22 protein-coding genes are annotated in these 25,551 nt (G+C 44.6%); 21 read left to right on the plus strand and 1 reads right to left on the minus strand.

Annotated features, from left to right (window positions below; translation table 11 throughout):
* The first annotated feature begins 31 nt into the window (after positions 1 to 31).
* The 18 genes from atpF (at position 32) to guaA (ending at position 22,672) form a co-directional block, all read left to right on the plus strand.
* Positions 32 to 676 carry a F0F1 ATP synthase subunit B gene (gene atpF, locus FXZ76_RS03710; protein WP_079535827.1) on the plus strand — a complete coding sequence of 215 codons (645 nt, stop codon included), beginning with the start codon at positions 32 to 34 and terminating at the stop codon, positions 674 to 676.
* Positions 669 to 1,229 carry a F0F1 ATP synthase subunit delta gene (locus tag FXZ76_RS03715; protein WP_079535828.1) on the plus strand — a complete coding sequence of 187 codons (561 nt, stop codon included), beginning with the start codon at positions 669 to 671 and terminating at the stop codon, positions 1,227 to 1,229. The genes atpF and FXZ76_RS03715 overlap by 8 nt, the downstream gene beginning before the upstream one ends.
* 12 nt (positions 1,230 to 1,241) lie before the next feature.
* Positions 1,242 to 2,807 (plus strand): F0F1 ATP synthase subunit alpha, encoded by a 1,566-nt coding sequence (gene atpA / locus FXZ76_RS03720; RefSeq protein ID WP_079535829.1) that lies wholly within the window; start codon positions 1,242 to 1,244, stop codon positions 2,805 to 2,807.
* Between the two features lie 27 nt (positions 2,808 to 2,834).
* Entirely contained in the window at positions 2,835 to 3,794 is a 960-nt protein-coding gene (gene atpG / locus FXZ76_RS03725; protein WP_079535830.1) for an ATP synthase F1 subunit gamma, read from the plus strand.
* 4 nt (positions 3,795 to 3,798) lie between these two features.
* On the plus strand, positions 3,799 to 5,238 hold the full coding sequence (gene atpD / locus FXZ76_RS03730; protein WP_079535831.1) for a F0F1 ATP synthase subunit beta: 1,440 nt from the start codon (positions 3,799 to 3,801) through the stop codon (positions 5,236 to 5,238).
* A gap of 5 nt (positions 5,239 to 5,243) precedes the next feature.
* Complete coding sequence (locus FXZ76_RS03735) at positions 5,244 to 5,699, plus strand: hypothetical protein (RefSeq protein ID WP_079535832.1); 456 nt, start codon at positions 5,244 to 5,246, stop codon at positions 5,697 to 5,699.
* Positions 5,700 to 5,720: 21 nt separating this feature from the next.
* The gene (locus FXZ76_RS03740) at positions 5,721 to 7,313 is read left to right on the plus strand and encodes a polyphosphate--AMP phosphotransferase (RefSeq protein WP_079535833.1); all 1,593 of its coding nucleotides are present in this window, start codon (positions 5,721 to 5,723) and stop codon (positions 7,311 to 7,313) included.
* Positions 7,306 to 8,187, plus strand: a complete 882-nt coding sequence (locus FXZ76_RS03745; protein WP_079535834.1) for a class B sortase — start codon at positions 7,306 to 7,308, stop codon at positions 8,185 to 8,187. Before FXZ76_RS03740 ends, FXZ76_RS03745 begins: the two co-directional genes overlap by 8 nt.
* Positions 8,188 to 8,250: 63 nt before the next feature.
* On the plus strand, positions 8,251 to 10,890 hold the full coding sequence (alaS, locus tag FXZ76_RS03750; protein WP_079535835.1) for an alanine--tRNA ligase: 2,640 nt from the start codon (positions 8,251 to 8,253) through the stop codon (positions 10,888 to 10,890).
* Between the two features lie 11 nt (positions 10,891 to 10,901).
* Entirely contained in the window at positions 10,902 to 11,306 is a 405-nt protein-coding gene (gene ruvX, locus FXZ76_RS03755; protein ID WP_331712580.1) for a Holliday junction resolvase RuvX, read from the plus strand.
* 27 nt (positions 11,307 to 11,333) lie between these two features.
* Positions 11,334 to 12,473: an endolytic transglycosylase MltG gene (gene mltG, locus FXZ76_RS03760; protein ID WP_079535837.1), complete on the plus strand. Its 1,140-nt coding sequence runs from the start codon at positions 11,334 to 11,336 to the stop codon at positions 12,471 to 12,473.
* 18 nt (positions 12,474 to 12,491) lie between these two features.
* Positions 12,492 to 13,256, plus strand: a complete 765-nt coding sequence (locus FXZ76_RS03765; protein ID WP_079535838.1) for a shikimate dehydrogenase family protein — start codon at positions 12,492 to 12,494, stop codon at positions 13,254 to 13,256.
* A gap of 147 nt (positions 13,257 to 13,403) precedes the next feature.
* Positions 13,404 to 14,582 (plus strand): 30S ribosomal protein S1, encoded by a 1,179-nt coding sequence (gene rpsA, locus FXZ76_RS03770; protein WP_079535839.1) that lies wholly within the window; start codon positions 13,404 to 13,406, stop codon positions 14,580 to 14,582.
* A gap of 88 nt (positions 14,583 to 14,670) precedes the next feature.
* Positions 14,671 to 15,264 carry a dephospho-CoA kinase gene (locus FXZ76_RS03775; protein WP_157887288.1) on the plus strand — a complete coding sequence of 198 codons (594 nt, stop codon included), beginning with the start codon at positions 14,671 to 14,673 and terminating at the stop codon, positions 15,262 to 15,264.
* A complete protein-coding gene (uvrB, locus tag FXZ76_RS03780) occupies positions 15,224 to 17,287 on the plus strand; it encodes an excinuclease ABC subunit UvrB (protein ID WP_079535841.1) in 2,064 nt (687 codons plus the stop codon). Before FXZ76_RS03775 ends, uvrB begins: the two co-directional genes overlap by 41 nt.
* A gap of 91 nt (positions 17,288 to 17,378) precedes the next feature.
* Positions 17,379 to 18,440, plus strand: coding sequence for a phenylalanine--tRNA ligase subunit alpha (gene pheS, locus FXZ76_RS03785; RefSeq protein ID WP_079535842.1), 1,062 nt, complete (start codon positions 17,379 to 17,381; stop codon positions 18,438 to 18,440).
* A gap of 18 nt (positions 18,441 to 18,458) precedes the next feature.
* Positions 18,459 to 20,960 carry a phenylalanine--tRNA ligase subunit beta gene (pheT, locus tag FXZ76_RS03790; protein ID WP_079535843.1) on the plus strand — a complete coding sequence of 834 codons (2,502 nt, stop codon included), beginning with the start codon at positions 18,459 to 18,461 and terminating at the stop codon, positions 20,958 to 20,960.
* 119 nt (positions 20,961 to 21,079) lie between these two features.
* Positions 21,080 to 22,672: a glutamine-hydrolyzing GMP synthase gene (guaA, locus tag FXZ76_RS03795; RefSeq protein WP_079535844.1), complete on the plus strand. Its 1,593-nt coding sequence runs from the start codon at positions 21,080 to 21,082 to the stop codon at positions 22,670 to 22,672.
* Between the two features lie 637 nt (positions 22,673 to 23,309).
* Here guaA and FXZ76_RS03800 read toward each other — a convergent pair.
* Positions 23,310 to 23,765, minus strand: a complete 456-nt coding sequence (locus FXZ76_RS03800; RefSeq protein WP_079535845.1) for a helix-turn-helix domain-containing protein — start codon at positions 23,763 to 23,765, stop codon at positions 23,310 to 23,312.
* 143 nt (positions 23,766 to 23,908) lie between these two features.
* Here FXZ76_RS03800 and FXZ76_RS03805 point away from each other — a divergent pair, with 143 nt between their 5' ends.
* From FXZ76_RS03805 to FXZ76_RS03815, 3 genes are read left to right on the plus strand one after another with little or no spacing between them, the layout of a single operon-like run.
* Positions 23,909 to 24,106 (plus strand): helix-turn-helix domain-containing protein, encoded by a 198-nt coding sequence (locus tag FXZ76_RS03805; RefSeq protein ID WP_231961744.1) that lies wholly within the window; start codon positions 23,909 to 23,911, stop codon positions 24,104 to 24,106.
* Complete coding sequence (locus tag FXZ76_RS03810; RefSeq protein WP_079535846.1) at positions 24,103 to 25,191, plus strand: site-specific integrase; 1,089 nt, start codon at positions 24,103 to 24,105, stop codon at positions 25,189 to 25,191. Before FXZ76_RS03805 ends, FXZ76_RS03810 begins: the two co-directional genes overlap by 4 nt.
* Positions 25,181 to 25,549 (plus strand): plasmid mobilization protein, encoded by a 369-nt coding sequence (locus FXZ76_RS03815; RefSeq protein ID WP_079535847.1) that lies wholly within the window; start codon positions 25,181 to 25,183, stop codon positions 25,547 to 25,549. Before FXZ76_RS03810 ends, FXZ76_RS03815 begins: the two co-directional genes overlap by 11 nt.
* The last annotated feature ends 2 nt before the right edge of the window (positions 25,550 to 25,551 follow it).

Consider the following 25,551-nt stretch of genomic DNA (forward strand, 5'->3'; position numbering starts at 1 on the left):
TTAAACCAAGAAGAGAAGGTTAGTAAAACTGATGAACAAAACAGCAAACATTAAGACAGCCTCAAACGCACTAAAAATTGGTGCACTGGCGAGCGCTGTTGTGTTGGCTATGTCAGTTTTTGCTGGACTGCTGAGTCCAACATTAGCTTTTGCTAATGAGGAGGCTTCTTCATCTGGAATTGGAGCAATCATTCCAAATCCAATCGAGTTCTTCCCAATGCTCATTGCGTTCATTATTCTTTGCATTGTTTTAGGCAAATTTGGATGGCCAATGTTTAACGGAATGCTCGAAAAGCGAGAGAAGTCAATCCGCGATGCACTCGAGCAGTCAGAAAATGCGAAGGTTGAAGCAGAAAAGGTTCTCGAGGAGTACAAAAAGCAACTCGAGTCAGCTAAAACAGAATCAGCAGAAATCGTTGCAACTGCACGCACAAATGCAGAAGCAATTGAGGCTGATTTGAAGAAGAAGGCTGAAGCTTCTGCTGAAGAGATTATTGCAAAAGCAAAAATATCTATCGAGGCAGAGAAGAAGGCAGCCATTGCTGAACTTCAATCTAGCGTTGCTGACATGTCAATTGATGTCGCATCAAAACTGATCGCAAACGATTTAAGTGATGATGAGCATCGCAAAATAATTGAGAAGTACATTGTTGAGGCAGGTAGCTTCAATGACTAACAGACACTCAACACCTCAAGCACGCGCAGAAGTTTACGCAAAAGTGCTATTTGATTCATCAAACTCTGCAGGTAGCGTTGATGCTGTAGTTAATTCAAGAAATGAATTTCTTGAGATTATTAACACACTGTCTAACAACGTCGATGCCAGAAGCATTCTTGCATCAAATGATGTTGAGTTTGAAACAAAGAAAAAGCTTATTTCCATCATTTGTGAAGGAAAGAGCGAGGCAGCTTCCGCGGTCTTTAGCAGTGCTGTAGAACTTGGAGATTCTGGACTTTTGAAAGTCGTTTTGAGAAAACTCGAAGACTTGATTTCAGAAGACTTGAAGGTTTGCATTGTAGACGTAACAAGTGCTGTCGAGCTTGACGACCATCTTCGCGAACTCATTAAGGATAAAGCGAAGCGTGAGCTTGGTTTGGATGCAATTCTTTATGAGAAGGTCGATCCTGAAATTCTCGGTGGTGTGATTATGAGCGTAAATGGTAAATGCATCGATGCGAGCATGATTACTCAGCTAAATCGTGCACGCAGTGTACTAAAGGCTAGTTAGGGGGTAACCTAAGTGGCAGAAATTACTGCAACAGAAATTGATAAGGCGTTGCGCGCCCAGCTCGATGCTCTTTCTGTGAGCGTAGAGTCTAACGACGTGGGCACCGTAATCCAAGTTGGTGACGGAATTGCTCGTGTTGATGGGTTAAGAGGCGCTATGGCTGGTGAGCTTCTAGAATTCACTTCTAGCACAGGCAAAACAGTCATGGGTCTTGCGCAGAACCTTGAAGACGATGAGGTTGGTGCAGTTTTGCTCGGTGATGTTTCTTCTATTAAAGAAAATGACCAAGTTAAAACTACCGGCCGCATTATGGAGGTTCCTGCAGGACCAGAACTTCTTGGTCGTGTTGTGAATCCTTTGGGCATGCCAATAGACGGCAAAGGTCCAATCAACGCTAGTGCTACTAGACCAGTTGAGTTTAAGGCACCTGGCGTTATTTCCCGCCAACCAGTTTGCGAACCAGTTCAAACTGGAATTTTGGCTATTGACTCAATGATTCCAATCGGAAGAGGTCAACGTGAGCTCATCATTGGTGACCGTCAAACTGGCAAAACTGCTATTGCTATTGACGCAATCATCAACCAAAAAGAAACCGATTTGATTTGTATTTATGTAGCAATCGGTCAAAAGGCATCAACTGTCGCTGGTGTTGTTGAAACACTGGAGAGACATGGAGTTATGGACAAAACAATCGTTGTGTCTGCTACAGCTTCAGATTCAGCTCCTTTGCAATACATCGCTCCAATGGCTGGCGCTGCTATGGGTGAGCAATTCATCTACAACGGCAAAGACGGCAAACCTGCTTCAAAAGAAAATCCAGGTCAAGCTGTTCTCATTATTTATGATGACTTGTCCAAACAGGCAGTTGCATACCGCCAGATGTCTTTGACACTTCGTCGTCCTCCAGGGCGTGAAGCATATCCTGGCGACGTTTTCTATTTGCATTCACGTTTGCTCGAGAGAGCTGTAAAGATGAGTGAGGAAAACGGTGGCGGTTCAATGACAGCTTTGCCTATCATTGAGACTCAAGCTGGTGACGTTTCTGCATACATTCCAACGAATGTTATTTCGATTACTGACGGCCAAATCTTCCTTCAGACTGACTTGTTCTTCCAAGGACAAAGACCAGCTGTTGACGTGGGCATTTCAGTTTCCCGCGTAGGTGGTGCCGCTCAGATTAAAGCTATGAAACAAGTTGCTGGATCTTTGCGTCTTGACTTGGCTTCCTATCGTGAACTTCAGGCGTTTACACAGTTTGGTTCCGATTTGGACAAAGCAACTCAAGATCAGTTGACTCGTGGTTCTCACATGACTGAGATTTTGAAGCAAGGTCGTTATGTGCCAATGCCAGTTGAAGAGCAAGTTCTTGTAATCTTTGCAGGCAACGAAGGCTTCCTTGATGACTTGCCACTCGGTGATGTTACACGCTTCTCTTCTGAACTTCGCACATACACTCGCAACAACAATCCTGCACTTTTGCAAAAGATTGCAAGCGAAAAGGTCTTGAGCGACGAGATTAAATCTGATGCAAAGCAGACAATTGAGGCATTTAAAAAGACATTCGCAGTTACTGAATAAAGGCTAATTACTAAGAAAGATATTTAAGTGGCAAATTTACATGACATAGAGCGCAGGATTCTTTCTGTTTCATCTACGAAGCAGATTACGCGCACGATGGAGATGGTGTCAGCAGCAAAAATTCGTGTTGCTACCACTCGCATGGAAAATGCTCTTCCTTGGGCAGAAGCCATTAGCAACATGGTAATTTCAACTGCGAAATACACTTCTGGAGAGACTCAGCCGCTTTTGCAGCGTCACGAACAAGTGAAGCGAGTTCTCGTTTGCGTAATTGCTTCAGACCGTGGTCTTGCAGGTGGATTTAACACAAACATCTTGAGACGTGCAGAAAAGCTCATTAAAGCAAAGCAAGCTCAAGGTTGCGATGTTGAAGTTGTCGCTTGTGGAAAAAAGGCCGTTGGTTACATGACATATCGTGGAATCAACCCCGTCTTTAAATTCATTGACACTTCAGCTGACCCAACTGTTGAGCAAGCTCAGGTTTTGAGTGACTACATCGGCAAAGAGTATGTAAAAGATGAGAATCCTCTTGATGAAATTTACATCATCTTTAATCACGCAAAGAATGCGGCAGAACAAACTCTCGTAACACAAATTGCGTTGCCTGTTAATGAAGAGACATATGAAGAACTTTTCAAAGGCATGAACGACGATGTGTTCGAAGAGTTTACAAAAGACAATAAGCTTCGCATTGACGAAGATAAAAAGCACGATGGACCACTTTATGGAGACATCGACTTTGAACCTAATCCAGAAGATGTTCTGGAATATTTGCTAAAAGGCTACGTCCAAAATGCTATTTATTATGCACTTCTTGATTCAGCAGCAGGGGAGCAAGGCGCTCGCCGTAATGCAATGAAGAGTGCTACAGATAACGCAAATGAAATGATTAGCACTCTGACTCGTGTTTATAACCGTGCTCGCCAAGGCGCGATTACAACCGAGATTAACGAAATTGTCGGCGGAGCCGCAGCATTGGAGGAATAAGGATATGGCAGAAGAAACTAAAACAAGCACGAAGGGCACTGTTGGTCGTGTAGTTCGCATCGTCGGCGCTGTTGTTGACGTTGAATTCCCACCAGAGAAGATGCCAAGCATCTACAATGCTCTTAACGTCGATGGCAAGACGCCTGCTGGTGAATTCCACACTGTCCTCGAGGTACAAACTCACCTTCCAGGTGACCTCGTGAGATGTGTTGCTATGACTTCTACCGACGGCATGGTTCGCGGCATGGAGGCCGTGGACACTGGGCTTCCTATCCAGATGCCTGTTGGTAAATCAACGCTTGGCAGAATTTGGAACGTTTTGGGTGAGCCTGTAGATGGCAAAGAAACACCTGATGACGTTGAGTGGGCACCAATTCACCACCCAGCTCCTGCATTCGACACATTAACAACTACAACTGAAATTTTCGAAACTGGCATTAAAGTTATTGACCTCATTGAGCCATATGTTAAAGGTGGTAAAACTGGTCTGTTCGGCGGTGCTGGCGTTGGAAAAACAGTTTGCATTCAGGAATTAATTAATAACCTCGCTCAAGAGCATGGTGGCACTTCTGTGTTTACAGGCGTTGGCGAGAGAACTCGTGAAGGCACCGACCTCTTCCTTGAAATGAGCGAGTCGGGTGTTATCGAGAAAACATGTCTTGTTTACGGTCAGATGAACGAGCCTCCAGGGGCACGTCTTCGTGTTGGTCTTGCAGGATTGACAGAAGCTGAATATTTCCGTGATCAGGGACAAGACGTTTTGTTGTTCATTGACAACATCTTTAGATTTACACAAGCTGGTTCTGAGGTGTCTGCGCTTCTTGGTCGTATGCCTTCAGCTGTAGGTTATCAACCAACTCTTGCTACAGAGATGGGCGACCTTCAGGAAAGAATTACTTCAACCACAACTGGTTCAATTACGTCAGTGCAAGCTGTTTATGTTCCTGCTGACGACTTGACTGACCCAGCACCAGCAACTACATTTACTCACCTAGACGCAAAGACAGTTCTTTCTCGTGGCATTGCTGAGCTTGGCATTTACCCAGCTGTTGACCCACTTGAGTCGTCAAGCCGCGCACTTGATCCAGAAATTGTTGGACAAGAGCACTATGACGTTGCAGTTGGTGTACAGCAAATTTTGCAGGAGTATAAAGACCTCCAAGACATCATTGCCATTCTTGGTATGGACGAACTTTCAGAAGACCAAAAGCTCACAGTTAACAGAGCTCGTAAAGTTCAGAAGTTCTTGGGTCAGCCTTTCCACGTTGCAGAAGTCTTTACTGGCAACCCTGGAAGATATGTAAAGGTAGAAGACACTGTACGTTCATTTAAAGACATTCTGGAAGGCAAATGTGACCACATCCCAGAGCAGTGCTTTGTTTACAAAGGGTCCATCGACGACGTTTACGCTGAGTACGAGAAAATGCAAAGCAAGGAAGGCTAAAAACCATGGCACAGTCGCCTACGATACATTGCACAGTAGCTGTCCCAAATCGTCAACTTTTTGATGGGGATATCTACTATGCATCCGTGCCTGGTTCTGAAGGTCAATTTGGCGTGCTCCCTGGCCATGAGCTAATTTTGTCGCTCACAAAAAAGGGCGGGGTTTGCACACTTTACCTCGACGAGGCACACAACGATAAATTTGAAATTCTCTTGTATGACGGCATTGCTCAAATGGTTGGAGACAATCTTCTTATTTTGGGTAAGCTTGGCAAAATAACCGAGAGAATTCATGGTGATGAGATGCGTGATCGCGTCGAAGCACAAAAACAACTCGTTGCCGACTTAGAGGCAAGGGCATCTGAAAGTGATGACGATATGAAAGCTCAGCTTGAGCAAGAGAAATACAGACTTGATTGGTATCAAATTCAAGTAGATTGGGCTGAAAAAAATAACAAGTAGTGACTCAGCTGGAGGTTAAAAATGTTGGAAAGAATTGACCTAAGCGAACAACCACTTGATAAAGAAAGCTACAAGGCGCTGCGTAAGGATTTAACTCGGCGCCTTATTTCTTTACAACAAGAGGCTGTCCAGAATGGATGTGGTCTTGTTGTACTTTTTGAGGGTTGGGATGGCGCTGGCAAAGGCTCGCGTTTGTCAGACCTTCTTTATAATCTTGATGCTCGTGCAACCAAAGTTCATGTTCCTGAAGATGTAAAAAAGCATGAAGTTAACGATTTTGAGGAACTCAATTCAGGTGTGCGTGGCTATGATCCTTTTATGAAAGAATATTGGCAAGCCCTCGGGCCACGTGGTCACATTACTTTTTTCGATCAGGGCTGGTACATGAAGGCAGTTCAGCGTGCCATTTATTCGAAAGAGCAAGTTCCAACAGAACTCTTCCAAGACGCAATCATGTCTGCTCACGATTTTGAGCAACAACTTGTTGACAATGGATATGTTTTGGTAAAGTTCTTCTTGCATGTCAGCAAAGAATCTATTAAAAAACGTCTTCACTTGATGGCAAAAGACCCTGCTACATCATGGCGAGTTAGCAAAAGAAAACTAGAGTTTCTCGATTATTACGATGATGCATATGTTGGATTTGACACTATGCTCGAAAGGTCAAACTATAGCTTTGCTCCGTGGACTTTAGTTAATGCAGAAAGCAAACGAATCGCAAACATAACCATCTTAAAGACAATGATTGACGCATTGTCGGTTGCTATTACGCGCAAAAAAGCAGAGAATAAATTGTCTCAAGTTAAGGTGACCGATGAAAACGATTTAGCCGAAACAAGAGCCGAAATTCAGCATTCTTTTGCTCCCATGGCATCGGAATTTGCAATTGAGCATCAATATCCAATAGTTGAAAACATCTCTCATGAGTTGTCCTATTCGCCTGAGCTCTACGACAAACATTTAAAGAGGCTTCAAAAAGAGATTTTTGAACTACAAAACTTGTGTTTTCAGAAAAGAATACCAGTGCTTGTTATGTATGAAGGCTGGGATGCTGCTGGAAAAGGTGGAGCAATAAAAAGGCTTGCACAATCGCTTGACGCTCGTTCCTATTCAATCATTCCTTCTCCAAAGCCTAGTGTCGATGAGTTAGCGCATCCTCACCTTTGGCGTTATTGGACGCGTTTGCCAAAAGCAGGGCACGTTGGCATTTTTGACAGAAGTTGGTATGGTCGTGTGCTCGTTGAGCGAGTCGAAGAAATTACAAAGGCAAGCGATTGGGCTCGTGGCTATGACGAGATCAATGAATTTGAGCGTGACTTGTTAAAGTGGGGCGCTATTCTAATTAAATTCTGGGTTAACGTATCTCAAGCAGAGCAGTTGAATCGTTTTAAGGCGCGCCAGGAAGACCCCGATAAACAATGGAAAATTACCGATGAAGACTGGCGCAATCGCGATAAATATGTACTATATAAGTCGGCTATCGATGACATGTTCCGTTTGACTTCAACTGAACAAGCGCCCTGGTTTGTTCTTGAAAGTGATGATAAACTTTATGCTCGCATTAAGTCGTTAACGGTTATTCGCGATGCAATGAAGGAAAGACTAGATGGCTAAAGCCAGGCATGGCAGACGAAATTTTGCTGGTGTGATTTTTAAAATTGCACTTATTGTTTTTCTTGTTTCTGCAGGAGTTTTGGTCTATTTGTTTGGAACCTACTATTATGGGCAAAAGCAATATGACGATTTAAAATCCTTCACCGACATTGAAGCGAAAACTCTTGGTGATGTGACGATAGACTGGGATGCACTAGCCGAAATAAATCCCGACATTGTTGGGTGGGTTTATGTCCCCGACACTGTGATTTCCTATCCTATTGTGTGGAAGAAAGACGATAACGACTATTATTTGAATCACAATTTCAACAACAAATCAACTCAATTTGGCGCTGAATATGGATGCATTTTCTTAGCGGGAACCAACAACAAAGACTGGTCTGATAATTCTAATTTTGTGTTCGGCCACAACATGTGGAATGGCTCCGTTTTTAGTGTTTTTAGTGATGAGCAAGGTAATAGCGACTGGTTTAACAAACATCGATTGATTTATGTTTTTACGCCTCAAGGTAATTATGCCTTGCAAACATATGCGGAAAATAAAGTAGATGAATCAGCCAAAAATATTTTTTATAGCACGTTTCCAACGACTTCATCACTTCAAGAATATGTTGACACAAGAAAAGCTGAATCAATCGTGACGCCAGATCCTCCAGCTAAGGAGACTGCCAAAATTGCTCGATTGTTCACTTTTTCGACATGTTCTAGCCCTGATGATGACAAGCGCATTGTTGTTTTTAGTGATGTGGTTGAATATTACGATTTTTATGACCAAACAAAAAACATAAACATTGCACCTGGCACTAAAGGGTCTGCGGTCTCGCAACAAACTATTAACACAATAGCCGACACTTCTGCGTCACGCCAGCAATAGTTCTATAATTAAAAAGCTTGAAAAATTGTGAATAAATGTGAGTTTTAAGGAGAAGTGCGCTATATGAAATATATGACAACCGCAGAAATTCGCGAGGCATATCTTTCTTTCTTTGAGAAAAAAGGGTGCAAGAGAATGCCTTCGTCTTCATTGATACCTGACGATCCATCTCTTCTTTTGACGAGCGCAGGAATGGTGCAATTTAAGCCCTACTTCTTGCAGCAAAAGCACCTTGATGACAAATATATTGGAGCTACCACTTCTCAAAAATGTGTTCGCACAAACGACATCGACATCATTGGCACAACAGGACGCCATTTGAGCTTCTTTGAAATGCTCGGAAATTTTGCTTTTGGCAAATATTTCAAAAATGAGATGTGTTCTTGGGCGCTCGAATTTTGCCTCGATGTATTGGAGTTGCCGAAAGAAAAACTCTATTTTACTGTTTTTGAAGATGACGATGAGACCTACAACAAGTGGCTTGAACTTGGGATTGAAGAGTCTCACGTTTCTCGTTTGGGTGAAGATGACAACTTCTGGCGCGCGGGACCAACTGGACCTTGTGGTCCATGCTCCGAGATTTATTTCGACAAAGGCGAAGAGTGTGGATGTGGCAGCCCTGACTGCAAACCAGGCTGTGATTGTGATCGCTATGTAGAGTTTTGGAACTGCGTTTTTACTCAGTTTGATGCGCAAGAAGATGGCTCGATGCCTGAACTTCCATTCAAAAACATTGACACAGGCATGGGACTTGAACGCATGGCTGCAATTATGCAGGGTGTAACTTCGAATTATGACACTGACGTTTTGCGCAGTCTTGTTGGAGTTGGAGAAAAACTTTCTGGTTTTGAATATGGCAAAGACCCAAAAATTGACTTGGCGTTGCGCATTATGGCAGACCACTCAAGAGCTGTCACATTTATGATTGCTGATGGCATTTTGCCATCAAACGAAGGCAGGGGATATGTTTTGCGTCGCCTTCTTCGTCGTGCAATCATGAAGGGAACTCTCATTGGAATCAAAGGCGAGTTTATTAACGACTACGTTGATGAAATTGTTCGATTGATGGGAGATGTTTATCCTGAAATTGTCGAAAATCGTGAGTTGATTCGTCGTCTCATAACTTCTGAAGAGAAACGCTTTGGCGCAACCCTTCATCAGGGTCAATCATTCCTCGAAGAGGAACTCAAAAATTTGGAGGGCAACACCCTTTCTGGAAAAGTTGCTTTCAAACTTCATGACACATATGGATTCCCACTTGAGGTCACAAATGACATTTGCTCTGAGCAGGGGATTGTTGTTGACATTGATGAATTCAACACCGAAATGGAGGCTCAGCGCGAGCGTGCGCGTCATGCTGGCGAAAGTGATGCCGATGCTGCTTGGTCAACATATGGTGGTGTTTTCGCTAAAATGCTTGACAAGTTTGGGAAAACTGAGTTTGTTGGATATGACAATTTGGAAGCGTCAGGCAAAGTTTTAGGTCTTGTTCGCAAGGGTGTTAGCGTCGATGCTGCTTATGAAGGCGAAAATGTTGACGTTGTTCTAGATAAAACGCCAATGTATGCTGAGATGGGCGGTCAAGTTGGAGATGTTGGAACGATTAGTTCTGACGAGGTGTCAATCGAGGTGTCTGACGTTACAGCGCCTGAAGCTGGACTCAATGTTCATCATTGCAAAGTTTTGAGCGGAAAGATTGAGGTGGGCGATGAAGTAATTGCTCGTGTTCAATCGAAACATCGTCATTTAACTGAGAGAAATCACACAGCAACTCACGTTTTGCATGCAGCTTTGCGTCGTGTTCTTGGGGATCACGTTAAGCAGGCAGGATCATATGTGGGGCCTGATCGCCTCCGTTTTGACTTTACTCACTTTGAGAAAATGACAAATGAACAAATTGCTGAAGTTGAAAAGATTGCTAACAACGTGATTATGCATGCAATTCCAACAAACATTTTCTCATCAAGTCTTGAAGAGGCAAGAAAACAAGGTGTCACTGCTCTTTTTGGCGAAAAATATGGAGAAGTGGTGCGAGTCGTTCAAATTTCTGATTTCTCTAAAGAACTGTGTGGCGGTTGCCATGTAAAAAACACTGCTGAAATTGGCCTGATTAAAATTGTCAGTGAAAGCAGCGTTGGATCTAACATGAGAAGAATTGAGGCTGTTACAAGCGCTGGTGCTGTAGATTATTTGAACAAGATTACTGCTGAGCTACGCGAAACTGCTGACCTTCTGAGAGTGCCAATTTTTGATGTTTCTGAAAGAACAGCTGCTAATTTAAAGATTATGAAGGGAATGGCAAAGACTGCTGAAACTGGCAAGGAAGTCATTTCTGAGAACAGATTGAATGAGATTTTCGATTCTGCAGTTAAATCTAAGAATGGATATCCAGTAGTTGTAGTTAATGTTAGAAGAACGCTGTCTTCTTCAATTGCTCGCAATCTTTGGGACATTATTCGAGCAAGGATGAGCGAACCTGGTGCATGTGTGCTTGCCGGAAAAACTAGTGACAACAAGCCTATTGTTATGGCTGCTGGCACAAAAGAGGCAGTTGAAGCTGGGTTTAATGCTGTTGATTTAATTAGAGTCGCTGGTCCTGCAATTAAGGGTGGCGGCGGCGGAAAGCCAGACATGGCACAAGCTGGCGGAAAAAATGTTGATGGAATCAATGATGCCATCGAGGCAATAAAGGAAGTGCTTTAAGCATTCGCCACATGGCATTTGACATAGGGTCAAAAAGGACTGGCATTGCAATTTGTGATTCAGCTGAGAAAGTTTCTTCGGCTGTAAAAGTAGTGCCAACCGCCGATTTGCTTGCTGATGCACGAATTATAAAAAGACTTGTTGAAGATTGGGAGCCTGAAGTGCTCATTTTTGGGCTCCCAAAAACTTTATCGGGTGAAGAAGGCCCGCAAGCTAGCAACATTCGCAAAGTTGCTAATCAAATTATTTCTATTTCAGGTTTACCTGGTAAATTTGTCGATGAACGCCTTTCTAGCAAAGAGGCTAAGGTTTACATGCACGAGTGTGGAATGTCTGAGCGTGATATGCGTGGTAAGATAGACATGGTTGCAGCACAAATATTTTTGCAATCCTATCTTGAGAGTAAAAGCATTTAATGACTTTTAAGACACAAGGGGTGTAACGTGCCAAGACATGCAAGGGGAGTCCCGTCTTCATCTAAACCTTCTAGGCGTGCAAGAAAAGCGCACGACCTTGCCAGGAAGGAATTCGTGACATATGACACCTCATACATTCGTCCAAAAAAATCAAAAGCACCTGTCATAATTGTTTCAATTATTGCAGCGCTTGTTGTGATTATTGCCTGCATTTTAATTGTTCCAAAAGTTTTCGGGGGATCAAATGAAGGGTCTCTTCCGTCCAATGAACAGGCAACAATTGTGATTGAGTCGGGTGATAATGCAACCACAGTTGCTGGCCATTTCAAAGATGCTAATCTTGTTGCTGATGCTGGGGCGTTTGCAAGCGAACTTGACAAGTGTGGCGCCGCTAACAATTTGGTGCCTGGCAGCTACACTTTTAATGGTCAAACTCCAACTAGCGAGATGGCAGAGCGCCTGAAGAAGGGCGAGAAAGATTCCACCCCAAAAGTTACCGTCGTAGAAGGCTACACTGTCAAAGCAACAGCAGAAGCGCTTGACGCAGCATCGTCTGGGCAAATTAAAGCTGCTGATTTCGAGACGGAATGTGCAGATGCTTCTAGATATGCATCTAGCTATTCTTTTCTAAAAGACGTTGGCACAAATTCTTTAGAAGGATTTTTGTTCCCTAAAACATATGAAATCGAGCAGAATGACAACGCGGCTTCGATGGTTCAAAAAATGCTAAATCAATTCCAAAAAGAAACTGAAGGAATTGATTTTTCCTTTCCAACCTCAAAAGGATTGTCAATTTATGAAGCGATTAATTTAGCTTCAATCGTGCAAAAAGAATCGCCTTCCGACCTTCATGCGCGAGTGGCTGGTGTTTTTTATAATAGACTATCTAGCGATTCTCCCTATTTGCAAAGCGATGCTACTACTGCCTATAAAGTTGGGCATGATCCCACTGCCGAAGAGGTTCATGCTGATGACCCCTATTCAACATATTCGAATCCTGGTTTACCACCAACCCCAATTTGCAATCCATCGCTAGACTCAATTAAAGCAGTTTGCAATCCTGAGCAAACTGACTATTTGTTTTTTTACACAAATGATGATGGTTCCTACTCTTTCTCGAAAACTTACGACGAACACAAAGATGCCATAAAAAAAGACACTCAATAGTTATAGAGTGTTATTCATATGACTAACTTAAATAAAATGTATCTATTGGGAGCAGGCATCTCCCATTCAAAATCTCCTGCGCACTGGCGGGCAACATTTCTGGAGCGAGGTCTTGATTGGACCTATGAATTGATGGACCTGCCCTCTGAGCCCGCTGCTCGCGAGTTTATTTTGAGCAAAGACTATGTTGCAATAAACATCACAACTCCATGGAAAAGTTTGGCGCTTGAGTGCGCTGATGAAGTTGATTATCCTTCGGATTTTTCGAGTGGATGCAATTTTATTGTGAACAAGGGCGGAAGGCTTTTGGGACACAATGTCGACGGTGGCGGTTGTTTGATAGATTTGCAAGCACGTGGCTATGACATGCGTGGTGCTAATGTTGTAGTTTGCGGTACTGGCCCTACTGCCAAGTCGGTTTCTTGTGCTTTAGCTTTTGTTGGCTCTAAAGTCACTTTACTCACGCGTTCACAAAAGAAAACTGGTGAATTGCGTGTAAATGGTCACACAGTTTTGGTTGAAACATATAATCGTTCTGTTGACAGAATTGTGCATGCTGACTTTATTATCAACGCCACAACACTTGGAATGATGCTATCTGACCCAAGCCCAATTGACAGTGACCTGCTAAACAAAAATCAAGTTGTTCTGGATTGCATTTATGGTCATGGCGACACCCAGATTATCAAGGATGCAAGAGCTGCTGGGGCAACATGTTTTGACGGGTCTGGAATGCTTGAAGCGCAAGCAGTTTGTTGCGAAAAAATACTATTTGAAGGCTAAATAATGACTTTAGAAATTTATAGTTTGTTATAATTTGTTGGTGTCTGTGAAAAGTCGCAGACACTTGTATTACTGGCCCCCGAGTTTATTTTCTATTATTAGCAATCTATCTCGGGCCCTAATATTTTTTTGAAAGGGGTCCTGTAAATGACCGAAATTAAAAACACTAGCATTATCGACTATCAGGACATTTCTGATGAAGATTTTGCGAACCTCATTGACGGTTCAATTTCATCATTTGATGAAGGTGATTTAGTCAATGGTAAGGTTGTCAAAATTGAGCACGACGAAGTGCTCGTTGACATTGGCTTTAAGAGCGAAGGTGTGATCCCTGCTCGCGAGCTTTCAATCAGAAAAGATGTTGATCCTGCAAGCTGTGTGCAACTCGGCGACGAAATTCAAGCACTTGTTCTCACTAAAGAAGACAAAGACGGTCGCCTTGTTCTTTCTAAGAAACGTGCTGAATATGAAGTTGCTTGGAAACAGGTTGAAGAGAAGTTCAAAGCGGGTGAGATTGTTACTGGTGAAGTTATCGAGGTTGTTAAGGGCGGTCTCATCGTTGACATCGGTCTTCGTGGCTTCCTTCCTGCTTCACTCGTTGACATTCGTCGTGTTCGCGAACTCGACTCCTACCTCGGCACCGAAGTTGATGCTCGCATCATTGAGATGGACAGAAATCGCAACAATGTTGTTCTTTCACGTCGTGTTCTTCTTGAGGAGGGTCGCAAGGCAGAGCGTGCTGAGATTCTTTCTAAACTCTCAAAGGGCATGCGTCTTAAGGGCACAGTTTCAAGCATCGTTGAGTTCGGCGCATTTGTTGACCTTGGCGGAATTGATGGCCTCGTTCACATTTCAGAGCTTTCTTGGAACCATGTCAACCATCCAAGCGAAGTTGTTTCAGTGGGAGACGAGCTTGAGGTTGTTGTTCTTGACGTTGACCTTGACCGTGAGAGAATTTCTCTTGGACTCAAACAAACTCAACCTGATCCATGGACAGAACTCATGGAGAAATATCCTGCTGGCATGATTGTTGATGGCAAAGTCACAAACGTTGTTTCATTCGGTGCATTTGTAGAGTTTGCTCCTAATGTTGAGGGTCTTGTTCACATTTCAGAACTTGCAACTCAGCACATCGACTCACCTAAACAAGTTGTTCATGTCGGTGATCAAGTTAAAGTAAAGATTGTTGAATATGATCTTGAGAAGAGAAGAATTTCTCTTTCTTGCAAAGCAGCTGCAGAAGAGCTTGGCTACGAGATTAAAGTAGAAGGCGCTGAACCAGCTGAGGCAAAAGAAGAAGCTCAAGCAGAAGAGGCTGCTGAATAGTTAATTTTTTGCTTTTAAACAGGTGGGTCTCCTGAGGGGGGTTCTAAGGCTCACCTGTTTAAATTTCTTTAAATCGAGAGGGTGCCTTGTGAAAGTTATTTATGTAATTGGCGGGATTTGCAATGGGAAGTCTATTATTGGGAAATCATTCGCTCAAAAAGGCGCAGTTTATTTCGATTTAGATAAAATCTCACAGTTTGTTCTTGAAAAGCCAGAAGTCATTGAGCAAGTTAAAAAGCTGAGTGACGACGTTGTCGTTGAAAATGGAATCATTGACAAAGAGGCGCTTCAAGACTATCTGTTCTCAAATAAATTAGTCACGCACGCATTTGATAGAGCTATTTTTCCTCACATTAAAGAGGAGCTAGACCGACAGCTGAGTGATCTTGATGATGATTCAATTGTCGTCGTTGAATATTCTGGTTATTTTGGCGACAGTCGCGATGAAGACATTTTCCTTAAAGATGCCGATGCTGTTGTTTGGGTTGAATCGCGTCTCAAAGACAAAATTGAGCGTGGCAAAAAGCGTGGGATTGAAAATTTTGAACTAACTTGGAGAATGAGAGTTCAGCCTTATGATGAAGAATATGAGGCTGTTGCTGATTATGTTATTCACAACAATTCAACGATAGAGGCACTAGATGAGCGAATCGACGAAATCTGGGCTTCATGTTGTAAGTGAATATGAACCCAGCGGAGACCAACCTAAAGCTATAAATGAACTTGCTTTAGGCGTCGAAAAAGGTCTTCGATATCAAACACTTCTTGGAGTCACGGGCTCAGGTAAAACCTTTACCATGGCCAAACTCATTGAGAAGGTTCAAAAGCCAACACTTGTAATGGCTCCCAACAAAACTCTCGCAGCACAACTAGCAGGGGAGTTGCAGCAGTTTTTCCCTGACAATTCTGTTGTATATTTCGTGTCCTATTACGACTATTATCAGCCAGAAGCATATGTTCCTTCAAGCGACACTTTCATCGAAAAAGATGCGTCGATAAACGAAGAAGTTGAAAAACTTCGCCATGCTGCCACAAGCGCTCTGCTCTCAAGGCGTGACTGCATTGTTGTAGCTTCGGTGAGTTGCATTTATGGCATTGGATCTCCCGAAGATTATGCAGGAATGGCAGTGTTTTTGAATAGGTCAGAAGAAGTTGATCGTGATGATTTAATCAAACGCCTTGTTGAGATCCAATATGACCGAAACGACTATGAGCTCGATCGTGGGAATTTTAGAGTTCGAGGGGACTCAATTGACATTTTCCCTCCATATGACGACAACCCTTTGCACGTGAGTTTTTGGGGTGACGAAATAGAAGAGCTCGCAATTGTTGATCGAGTTACTGGTGAAGTGATAAAGGAGCTAGACACTACGCCAATTTGGCCTGCTTCTCACTATGTTACTGCGCGCCCGAAACTAAATAACGCAATTAAAACAATTCAAGAAGAACTGCAACAACGTTTGCAGGAGTTAAAGGCTAACAACAAGCTGTTAGAAGCCCAGCGACTCGAGATGCGCACTTCCTATGACCTTGAAATGATTGAATCACTTGGATTTTGTTCTGGAATTGAGAACTATTCAAGGCACCTCGATGGCAGAAAACCAGGTGAGCCGCCAAACACGTTAATTGACTATTTTCCTGACGACATGTTGTGCATAATTGATGAGTCTCACGTCACAGTTCCTCAAATTCGTGGGATGCATGAAGGGGACCGATCGCGCAAAGTTACGCTAGTTGAGCACGGATTTAGGCTTCCATCTGCTCTTGACAATCGGCCGCTTCGTTTCGATGAATTTGAGCAAAAAATTCCGCAGTTTGTTTATGTGTCAGCTACACCAGGTGACTATGAAGAGCGAGTTAGTCAACAGACTGTTGAGCAAATCATTCGCCCAACTGGACTTTTAGATCCAATTATTGATGTGCGTCCAACAAAAAGTCAAATCGATGATGTAATTGATGAGGTTAAGGAACGTGCTGCAAAAAATGAGCGTGTTTTAATTACGACACTCACAAAGCGCATGGCAGAAGCTTTAACAGAGCATCTTCTTGATAATGACATCAAGGCACGATACATGCACTCCGACGTCGCTACTTTAGAACGTGTTGAAATCTTGAGAGATTTGCGTGCTGGAAAATTTGACTGTCTTGTTGGAATTAACTTGCTTCGCGAGGGGCTTGACTTGCCAGAAGTTAGCCTTGTTGCAATTCTTGATGCCGACAAAGAGGGTTTTTTGAGAAACAAGCGCTCGTTAATTCAAACAATTGGCAGAGCAGCTAGAAACGTTTCTGGCAAGGTAATCATGTATGCCGACAAAGAAACAGATTCTTTGAAAGCAGCTGTTGATGAGACTAGACGTCGACGCAAAATCCAAGAGGAATATAACGTCGAGCATGGAATTGAGCCTGAAACAATTCGGAAGAAAATCTCTGACATCACCGACAAAATAAAAGACATTTCAGATGTTTCTGCAGAAGAAGTTAACGCTGAACTTGCAAATTTCTCAAGATCAGAAGTTCTTCGGATGATTGATTCGTTGGAAGAACAAATGTATGAAGCCAGTGAGGCATGCGATTTTGAGGAAGCAGCAAGACTTCGCGATGAGATAGTGCAAACGAAAGCGCACTTGTCAGGAAGTGCTGAGGAAGATATTCTTGCCGATTTGAAAAAAACTGCTCGCAAAGCAAAGAAGCGTCACACGCGATAGCGCTTGAATGTCTCAATTACACTGGCACATTTTTTCATGTGTCCTATAATTTTTAACTAATCACTTTTAATTGAAAATGGGAGTTTAATTTATGTCATTAGTCGATGAGATTCATTCACTAGTTAGTGATGTTTCTTCAAAAGTCAGCGACTCCAACACTCTTGATGCACTAGAAGAAGTTCGTGTCGCAGTTCTTGGAAAATCTGGATCTTTAACAGGATATCTTCGCAACATGGGAAATGTTGCAAAAGAAGAGCGCGCTGAAGTTGGCAAACTTGTCAATTCTGCTCGAAATGAAATTGAAAATAAACTAGCAGAGAAAAAAGAGAAGCTAAAAAATTCCGAAATGCAGGCAAAAATTGAGTCATCTGCAGTTGACATTACTCTTCCAGGACGCTGTCAGCACCCTGGACATCAGCATCTAATATCAAACATAATCGACGAATGCACCGACATTTTCTTAGGCCTTGGCTACACAGTAAAACACGGTCGTGAGGTTGAGACTGATTACTATAACTTTACTGCTCTTAATGCGCCTGCTGATCATCCTTCACGAAGCATGCAAGACACTTTTTATTGCGTTGACAATTCAGGTGAAGTTGCAAATGTTAGGGGCGAGAGTGACGTTTTGCTTCGCACCCAAACAAGTGGTGTTCAAGTTCATGCAATGGAAGATGAAGAACTTCCAATTTACATAATTGCGCCTGGTAAAGTCTATCGTCGCGACGTTGCTGACCCTTCTCACTTGCCTCAATTTCACCAGATTGAGGGGCTTGTTGTTGACAAAGGAATCACTTTTGGTGATTTGAAAGGCACGCTTGAATTTGTGTGCAAAGCAATTTTTGGAGAAGAAAGAAAGACTCGTTTTCGTGCGCACTATTTCCCATTTACTGAGCCATCTTGCGAGGCCGATGTTTCATGCGGGATTTGTGGAGGAAAAGGCTGCCGCATGTGCAAAGGCACTGGTTGGCTTGAAATTTTGGGATGCGGAATGGTTGATCCTAGCGTATTGCGCATGAGCGGAATTGACCCTGAAATTTATTCTGGCTTCGCGTTTGGAATGGGCGTTGAGCGCATCGCTTGCTTGAAATACAACGTCCCTGACCTGCGCATGCTTTTGCAGGGTGATGAAAGATTCTTAAAACAGTTCTAGAGCGATGCGGAGATAAACATGTTAGCACCATTAAAATGGATAAACGAATATACAAACATTCCTTTCTCGACAGATGAGGAAATTAAAACTCTATGTGACCGCCTTGACCTAACAGGAACTGGCGTTGAGGGCATCGAAAAGATGGGCAGCCAATTTGACCACGTTGTCACAGGCGTTGTTCTCAAGAAAGAAAAGCACCCTGATTCTGACCACATGTGGGTTTGCAAGGTTGGTGTTGGTGACAAAAACGTCGGCGCTGACGGCGAGCCTGAACCATTGCAAATTGTTTGCGGCGCTCAAAACTTTAATGAGGGAGACCACATTGTTGTTGCAATGATTGGAGCTGTTCTCCCTGGTGATTTTAAAATCAAGAAGTCAAAACTTCGCGGTGTTGCGTCTTGTGGGATGAATTGCTCAGCTCGAGAATTGGGACTTAGCAACGATCACGAAGGAATTATGATTTTGCCAGAAGATACTCCAGTTGGAATGCCTTTGGCGCAATATTTGGACAAGAATGAGGTTGTGCTTGATCTTGAAATCACACCTAACCGCCCCGATTGTCTGTCGGTGCGTGGTCTTGCGCGCGAGTTTGCTGCAATGAATGGCAGAGATTGGACCGACCCAATTGCAGATGATTTCGCAAAGTTAAAAGCTTCTAAAACTGAAACGACAGTTGAAGACGAAGTTGACGTTACTGTTGAAGATTCAACTCGTTGCCCTCGCTACACAGCAGCTGTAATAAAAGGTGTAAAAGTTGGGCCTAGCCCACAATGGCTTGTTGACAAACTTTTGTCGGTAGGGCAGAGAAGTGTCAATAACATTGTTGATGTTACAAACTACATTTTGTTCCTCTATGGTCAGCCAATGCACGCTTTTGATTTGGACTGGCTAAAAAATGGTGAGGATAGAGCTCACATCATCGTTCGTGCTGCAAAAGAAGGCGAAAAGCTAACAACACTTGATGGCCAAGAGCGCGCTCTCACAGAAGACATGACACTCATCACGACTGAAAGTGCGGGCCCTGTTGGTCTTGCTGGTGTTATGGGTGGGCTAAATTCTGAAATTACAGAGAACACAAAAAATGTGTGCATTGAAGTTGCAACATTTGAGCCAGGGTCAACTTCAAGGACATCTCGCAATTTAAAACTTTTTAGCGAGTCGTCAATGCGGTATGAACGTGAGGTCGATGACCACGACATTGACGTGCGTTCTGCCATTGCAGCTGCTTTAATTCAAGAAGTTGCAGGGGGAGAAGTTCTTTGCAACAGGCAAGGAGACTTTGGACTCGTTGATGTTTGGTCGAAAAAAACTGAGCCTGAGACGCTTGCTTTTAGATGCAATCGTTTTAGAGATTTTGTTGGCGATGATGTTCCTAATGAATTTATCGCTGAAGTTCTAAAAAGGCTGGGTTGTGTGGTTGATGGCAAGGGCGATGAGTTGAGTGTTGTTCGCCCAACGTTTAGGCCTGACCTCACTCGTGAAATTGATCTCTATGAAGAAGTTTTGAGAATTTGGGGAGAGGATCGAATTCCAAGCACTTTGCCAAAAAGCGCAAAACGTGTTGGTCATTTGACCGATTTTGACATTGTCAGAAGGAAAGTTGACAACACTCTTCGTGCTAATGGGATGAATGAAACGCTTTCCTATTCTTTTAATTCCCTCGAAGAGATTGATTGTTTCCAACCAACTTCATTTAAAGAAAGCGTTAGTGTTGAACTTTTGAATCCGCTAAATTCTGAGCAAGCGCATTTACGTCAGTCGATTTTGCCAGGGCTAATGGAATCGGTTCGTTTCAACTCCAATCACGGAACAAAGCGTGTTGCACTCTATGAAATTGGAACAGTTTTCTCAACCACAGCTGAGAGGAAACTTCCAAAAGAGCGAACTCGTGTGGCTGGTGTTTTGTGCGGGAATGCAAAAGATAAATCTTGGGATGGTGAGGCTCGAAAATTTGATTTCTTCGACGCTAAAGGCGTGCTTGAAGATGTCGCCGACGTGCTAAACCTTCCAAAAGTGAAGTTTAAAGTTGGTGATCCAGGAGAATATTCATTCCTTTTGCCTGGTCGAATTGCTGTAATGTTTTCTGGCGGAACACAAATCGGATGGGTGGGGGAAATTCATCCTCAAGTTTCTTCAAAATATGACACCGATGATGCAGTTTGTGCTTTTGAGCTCGACTTTGCCGCGCTTGAAAAAACAGCCATGCCAGCTAAACCATATGTTGATTTGTCGGAATTTCCAGCAATTGAGATGGATCAAAACTTTGTTGTTGACGAGTCGGTGACATGCGAACGCATGCAACAAGTCATCACTTCCGCTGGAGGAAAGCTTTTGACAGGTGTCTCACTTGTTGACATCTACAGAAATCCAGTAACTGTTGGCGCAGGCAAAAAGTCGATGAGCTTCAAGTTAACCTATCAATCAACCGAAAAGACTTTAGAGTCATCGGAGGTTGAAAAATTGCACAACAAAGTTGTTACAAAAGTTGCTGGCGCAACTGGAGCAACGATGAGAGGCTAACTCTCTGTTCAATGCGTTAATAATTCGCATTGTTCCATCGGTTTTAGCTTTTTAATGGTGACTAATTTGAGTAACTAATTTAGTGCAAGCGCGATTTACTACATAAAGGAATTTAGAACATGAACAACAGTCAAAAGAAAGTGCTCGTTTTTGATTTTGGTGCTCAATATGGGCAGTTGATTGCTCGTCGCATTCGTGATTTGGGTGTTTATTCTGAAATTGTCCCATGCGACTTGACTGCCGATGAGGTCAAACAAATGAGTCCTTCGGCGCTTGTTTTTTCTGGTGGTCCCGCAAGTGTTTATGCAGATGATGCTCCATCAATTGACCCTGCTGTGTTAGAACTGGGAATTCCAATCCTTGGGTTTTGTTATGGGCATCAGATTATTGCACACACGCTTGGAGGGAAAGTTGGCCACACTGACAAAGGTGAATATGGCCCTGCATCCCTTCACGTAAAGCCATCTGTTTTGTTTGAAGGAACGCCTGACACACAAACCGTCTGGATGAGTCACCGTGACGCAGTTGTTGAAGTTCCTGCTGGATTTCGTGTTGTAGCTTCAACAGATGTGTGCGAAATTGCTGCGATGGAAAACGTTGAGAAGAAGATTTTCACTACTCAATTTCATCCTGAGGTTAAGCACACAGAATGCGGAAATCAAATTTTGGGCACTTTCCTGTTTAAAGTCTGCGGCCTAGAAAAGACATGGTCAATTGACAATTTGGCTGAAACTCTCATTGAAGACATTAGAAAAAAGGTTGGAGACTCTCGTGTAATTCTTGGTCTCTCAGGGGGCGTTGATTCAAGCGTTGTTGCTGCACTTCTTTCAAAAGCTATTGGAAAGCAGCTCATTTGCGTTTTTGTTAACCATGGGCTATTACGAAAAAATGAGCCAGAGGAAGTTGAAGACGTTTTCTCACGCCAGTTTAATGTCGATTTCATTCATGTTCATGCAGAAAAAAGATATTTAGACCTTCTAAAAGGTGTTAGTGATCCAGAGCAAAAGCGAAAGATAATTGGAACTCAGTTTTGGAAAGAGTTTTTTGCAGTTGCAAAAGAGAAGTCGGCCGATGGCACTCCAATCAAGTTTTTAGCTCAAGGAACAATTTATCCTGACATCATCGAAAGCGGAGCCAGAAAAACTGGTGGTAAGGCATCGACAATCAAGAGTCACCACAATTTGATACCTTTCCCCGATGGTGTCTCGTTTGATTTGATTGAGCCATTAGACCATTTCTTTAAAGATGAGGTTCGCTCGCTTGGAACATCGTTGGGCCTACCAAATTCCATCGTTTATCGTCAGCCTTTCCCAGGTCCAGGTCTTGCAATTCGCATCATTGGCGACATTGATGAAGAAAAGTTAAGAATTCTGAAAGATGCCGATGCTATTGTGCGTGAGGAACTCAACGACTACAACGACCGCCTTTTTGAGGAGACGGGAGACATTCATTCGGAGCATTCCTGTTGGCAATATTTTGCTGTTCTTCCTGACATCAAAAGCGTTGGAGTGATGGGGGATGAACGCACCTATGAGCGCCCTGTTATCGTTCGCGCAGTTGAGTCAAGTGATGCTATGACTGCCGATTGGGCCAAGCTCCCTCATGACGTGCTCGCTCGCATTTCCTCCCGCATAGTTGCTGAGGTCCCGGGCCTTAATAGGGTGTGCTATGACATCACGTCTAAACCACCAGCCACGATTGAGTGGGAGTAAATTGCAAGGTCAGAGGCCACTTTTTACCTAATCTAATGTTTTGTAATTTTGTGTAATTTATACCCATTTCGTTAGGGAAAAGCTGTAAGCCACTGGAAAAAGCTCTCAAACGGAAATCGCAGAATTCAGACCCGCCGAAGCCTCGGCGGGTCTTATTCTTCCCAGATAGGGCACACTTTTCGCTTCTGCGCCATCAAGAGAAATAGACAGTATTGGACAATATTGGGAAGCTTTCCAAAAGAATGGCGTCGGTTAACCACTCGCCACAGTTGCACGGGTGTATTTTTCGCCCGAAACGGCGAAAATAGTACCATTTTGAACTCACCCCCATTTTGGACGAGCTTTCTTTATGTTTTCCCAGTTCAGGATGGGGTGTAAAAAGTCGGGCGGTACTGACGAAATCACCGATTTTGCGGCGGATTTCGATCAACTTGCGCTCTGGCCAAGGCTCGGAAAACAGTACCGGGCGATCAAATGTCTCACGAAATAGTCCATCCATGATTCCGAAACAAGGCCCTCTTGGAGATGGCGGGCGGTACTATTCGACGCTTTGCCGCCTGTGCGAGCATTTCAAGCCATAGAAAGAGAGGGACGCCAAACGGCGTCCCTCTCAGTGCATCGATATAGAGTTTGGGCTCTACAGCTTGAACGACGATTTCCAGGACTTGTAGTCGTCCTCGCTCATCTCGCCGCTTTCGAGATCTTCCTTCGCGTTGTGCCAAGCCCTTATAGCCTGGACCATTTTCTGCGCACCGTCAGCCTTCGGGTCTATAGAGAGACTGCCGTCCTCGTTTGGGATGATGCCGAACGCGCCTTCTAGCTGGAAGAGTACTCCGAGCGCTTCTCTGGCACTGTTTATGTCGTATGTGATCAAAGCCTCCGGCTCTATGCCGAGTCCCCGCGCTATCGCCGACAGCTGTGCCTTGCTCGGAGTCCTGTTCCCCAGCTCGTAGTTCCTTATCCCCGGCTCAGACATCTCGACCTCCTCGGCCAGCTCGGCCTGGGTCATTCCAGCGCGTTTCCTGTAATAGCGGATAAGCTGGCCCGTGCTCAGATCTTCGGCCGTAGCGGCATTGGATGCGGCTTTGCTCATCTCTCTCCTAGCTCCGAATCGTCCAACCGCCTCATTCTAAAACAGTTCACATATGAACTCAAGTTATTGACAGTTCAAATATGAACTGATAGGATTTTCAAGCATCATCCGTTCAATAGTGAACTGTTAGGAAGGAGACGGACATGGAAGCAACCACGATGCGAATGATGAAGTGCTCGGAGGTAGCCGAAAGGCTCGGAATCTCCCGCACCTCCGCGTACGAGGTCATCCGCGAGCTCAACCAGGAGCTCGCGGACAAAGGGCTCATCACGAGGCAGGGTCGCGTGAGCGCGGACTACTTCGAGAAGAGGTACTTCGGCGGGAAGGACGGCATCCAATGACGGCGAGGCGAGAGAAGAACGGAACCTACACGAGCCAGTTCTGGTACGAGGACATCTACGGCAAGAGACGCCACAAGTGCAAGAGGGGCTTTGCGACCGAAGAGGAGGCGGACGCGTTCGAGGAGGCCTTCTTGCGCAAGGCGCGCGGCTCCATGGAGATGAAGCTCGCGGACTTCGTCGACGTCTACCTGGAGGATGTCAAGGCCGATCTTCGGGAATACACGCTCAGGACGCGCCTCTACATCATCAACGACAAGATCATCCCCGAGCTCGGGTGTAAGCGAATGAAGGACATCGAGACCGTTGATATCATCCAATGGCAGAACAAGATGCTCTCACATCGACGCCCGAACGGGAGCCCTTATTCCGAGACTTATCTGAGGACTATCAACAGCGCACTCGGCGCGATCTTCAGCCATGCCGCCGCGTACTACGACCTGAGCCCCAACCCGATGGCGAAAGCGCCAGGCCTGGGCTCGAAGAAGACCAGGGAGATGAAGTTCTGGACGAAGGACCAGTATCTACGCTTCTCCGAGGAGCTGGACGTCGAGGGGGTCCTCTTCTACGCGTTCGAGGTCCTCTACTGGCTCGGGCTGAGGATCGGCGAGCTTCTCGCTCTCGTTCCTGAGGACATCAACTTCAAAAGCTCGAAGCTCCACGTGGGGCATTCGTTCCAGAGGTTCAACGGAAGGGACGTCATCACCGATCCCAAGACCGATAAGTCGATAAGGGACGTCGTCATGCCCCTGTTCGTGAGGGACGAGCTCTACAGGCTCGTACACGAGATCCCGAGCGTGGAGCCGGGAGAGCGCATCTTCGCGAGCGTAAGCAAGAGCATATTGAAAGCGGAGATCGACCGGATCTGCGAGAAGCTCGATGGCGTTCCCGCGATCCGCGTGCACGACCTTCGCCACAGCCATATCTCGCTGCTGATAAACGAAGGGTACAACGCACTTGAGATCGGCGACCGCGCCGGTCAGGAGTCAATGGAGATCACGCTCCAGTACGGGCACATGTTCCCCGAAAGCGATGATGAGATGGCCGACTCCCTCCAAGAGTACAAGGAGGGCCGACATGACGCGTAGAAACGACGACAGGCAGCGGTCCGTGACCATCGGCTTCCGCGTCAGCAAGGAGCAGGCGGAGCGCATCGACCTACTCGTGGCGCTCAGCGGGAAGACCAAGCAGGACTACATCGTGGAGCGGCTTGAGAACGAGAGCATGGAGGTCATACCCTCGCCCAGGATGCAGAGGACGCTCCGCGACGAGATGCGCAAGCTCTGCTCCCAGCTGGAACTCTTGAGGAGAGGCGAAGAGCCTAGCGAGCGCCTCTTGGCCACGTGCGACCTCGTCGCGAGCGTTTACGCGAGCCTCGGAGAAGATGTCTGCGTGCAGGCGCCTAAGACGAAGGACGAGATGCTCCTGAACATGTCGAGGTGCTGACC

This window comes from Phoenicibacter congonensis (assembly GCF_902386915.1).
Classification (GTDB): domain Bacteria; phylum Actinomycetota; class Coriobacteriia; order Coriobacteriales; family Eggerthellaceae; genus Phoenicibacter; species Phoenicibacter congonensis.

Coding starts and splice junctions, on each gene's coding strand:
- pheS (WP_079535842.1), top strand. CDS start 17,379: ATGTCATTAGTCGATGAGATTCATTCACTAGTTAGTGATGTTTCTTCA.
- atpD (WP_079535831.1), top strand. CDS start 3,799: ATGGCAGAAGAAACTAAAACAAGCACGAAGGGCACTGTTGGTCGTGTA.
- uvrB (WP_079535841.1), top strand. CDS start 15,224: ATGAGCGAATCGACGAAATCTGGGCTTCATGTTGTAAGTGAATATGAA.
- FXZ76_RS03745 (WP_079535834.1), top strand. CDS start 7,306: ATGGCTAAAGCCAGGCATGGCAGACGAAATTTTGCTGGTGTGATTTTT.
- ruvX (WP_331712580.1), top strand. CDS start 10,902: ATGGCATTTGACATAGGGTCAAAAAGGACTGGCATTGCAATTTGTGAT.
- FXZ76_RS03765 (WP_079535838.1), top strand. CDS start 12,492: ATGACTAACTTAAATAAAATGTATCTATTGGGAGCAGGCATCTCCCAT.
- FXZ76_RS03740 (WP_079535833.1), top strand. CDS start 5,721: ATGTTGGAAAGAATTGACCTAAGCGAACAACCACTTGATAAAGAAAGC.
- FXZ76_RS03715 (WP_079535828.1), top strand. CDS start 669: ATGACTAACAGACACTCAACACCTCAAGCACGCGCAGAAGTTTACGCA.
- FXZ76_RS03805 (WP_231961744.1), top strand. CDS start 23,909: ATGGAAGCAACCACGATGCGAATGATGAAGTGCTCGGAGGTAGCCGAA.
- FXZ76_RS03800 (WP_079535845.1), bottom strand. CDS start 23,765: ATGAGCAAAGCCGCATCCAATGCCGCTACGGCCGAAGATCTGAGCACG.
- pheT (WP_079535843.1), top strand. CDS start 18,459: ATGTTAGCACCATTAAAATGGATAAACGAATATACAAACATTCCTTTC.
- FXZ76_RS03735 (WP_079535832.1), top strand. CDS start 5,244: ATGGCACAGTCGCCTACGATACATTGCACAGTAGCTGTCCCAAATCGT.
- atpF (WP_079535827.1), top strand. CDS start 32: ATGAACAAAACAGCAAACATTAAGACAGCCTCAAACGCACTAAAAATT.
- guaA (WP_079535844.1), top strand. CDS start 21,080: ATGAACAACAGTCAAAAGAAAGTGCTCGTTTTTGATTTTGGTGCTCAA.
- alaS (WP_079535835.1), top strand. CDS start 8,251: ATGAAATATATGACAACCGCAGAAATTCGCGAGGCATATCTTTCTTTC.
- FXZ76_RS03815 (WP_079535847.1), top strand. CDS start 25,181: ATGACGCGTAGAAACGACGACAGGCAGCGGTCCGTGACCATCGGCTTC.
- FXZ76_RS03810 (WP_079535846.1), top strand. CDS start 24,103: ATGACGGCGAGGCGAGAGAAGAACGGAACCTACACGAGCCAGTTCTGG.
- rpsA (WP_079535839.1), top strand. CDS start 13,404: ATGACCGAAATTAAAAACACTAGCATTATCGACTATCAGGACATTTCT.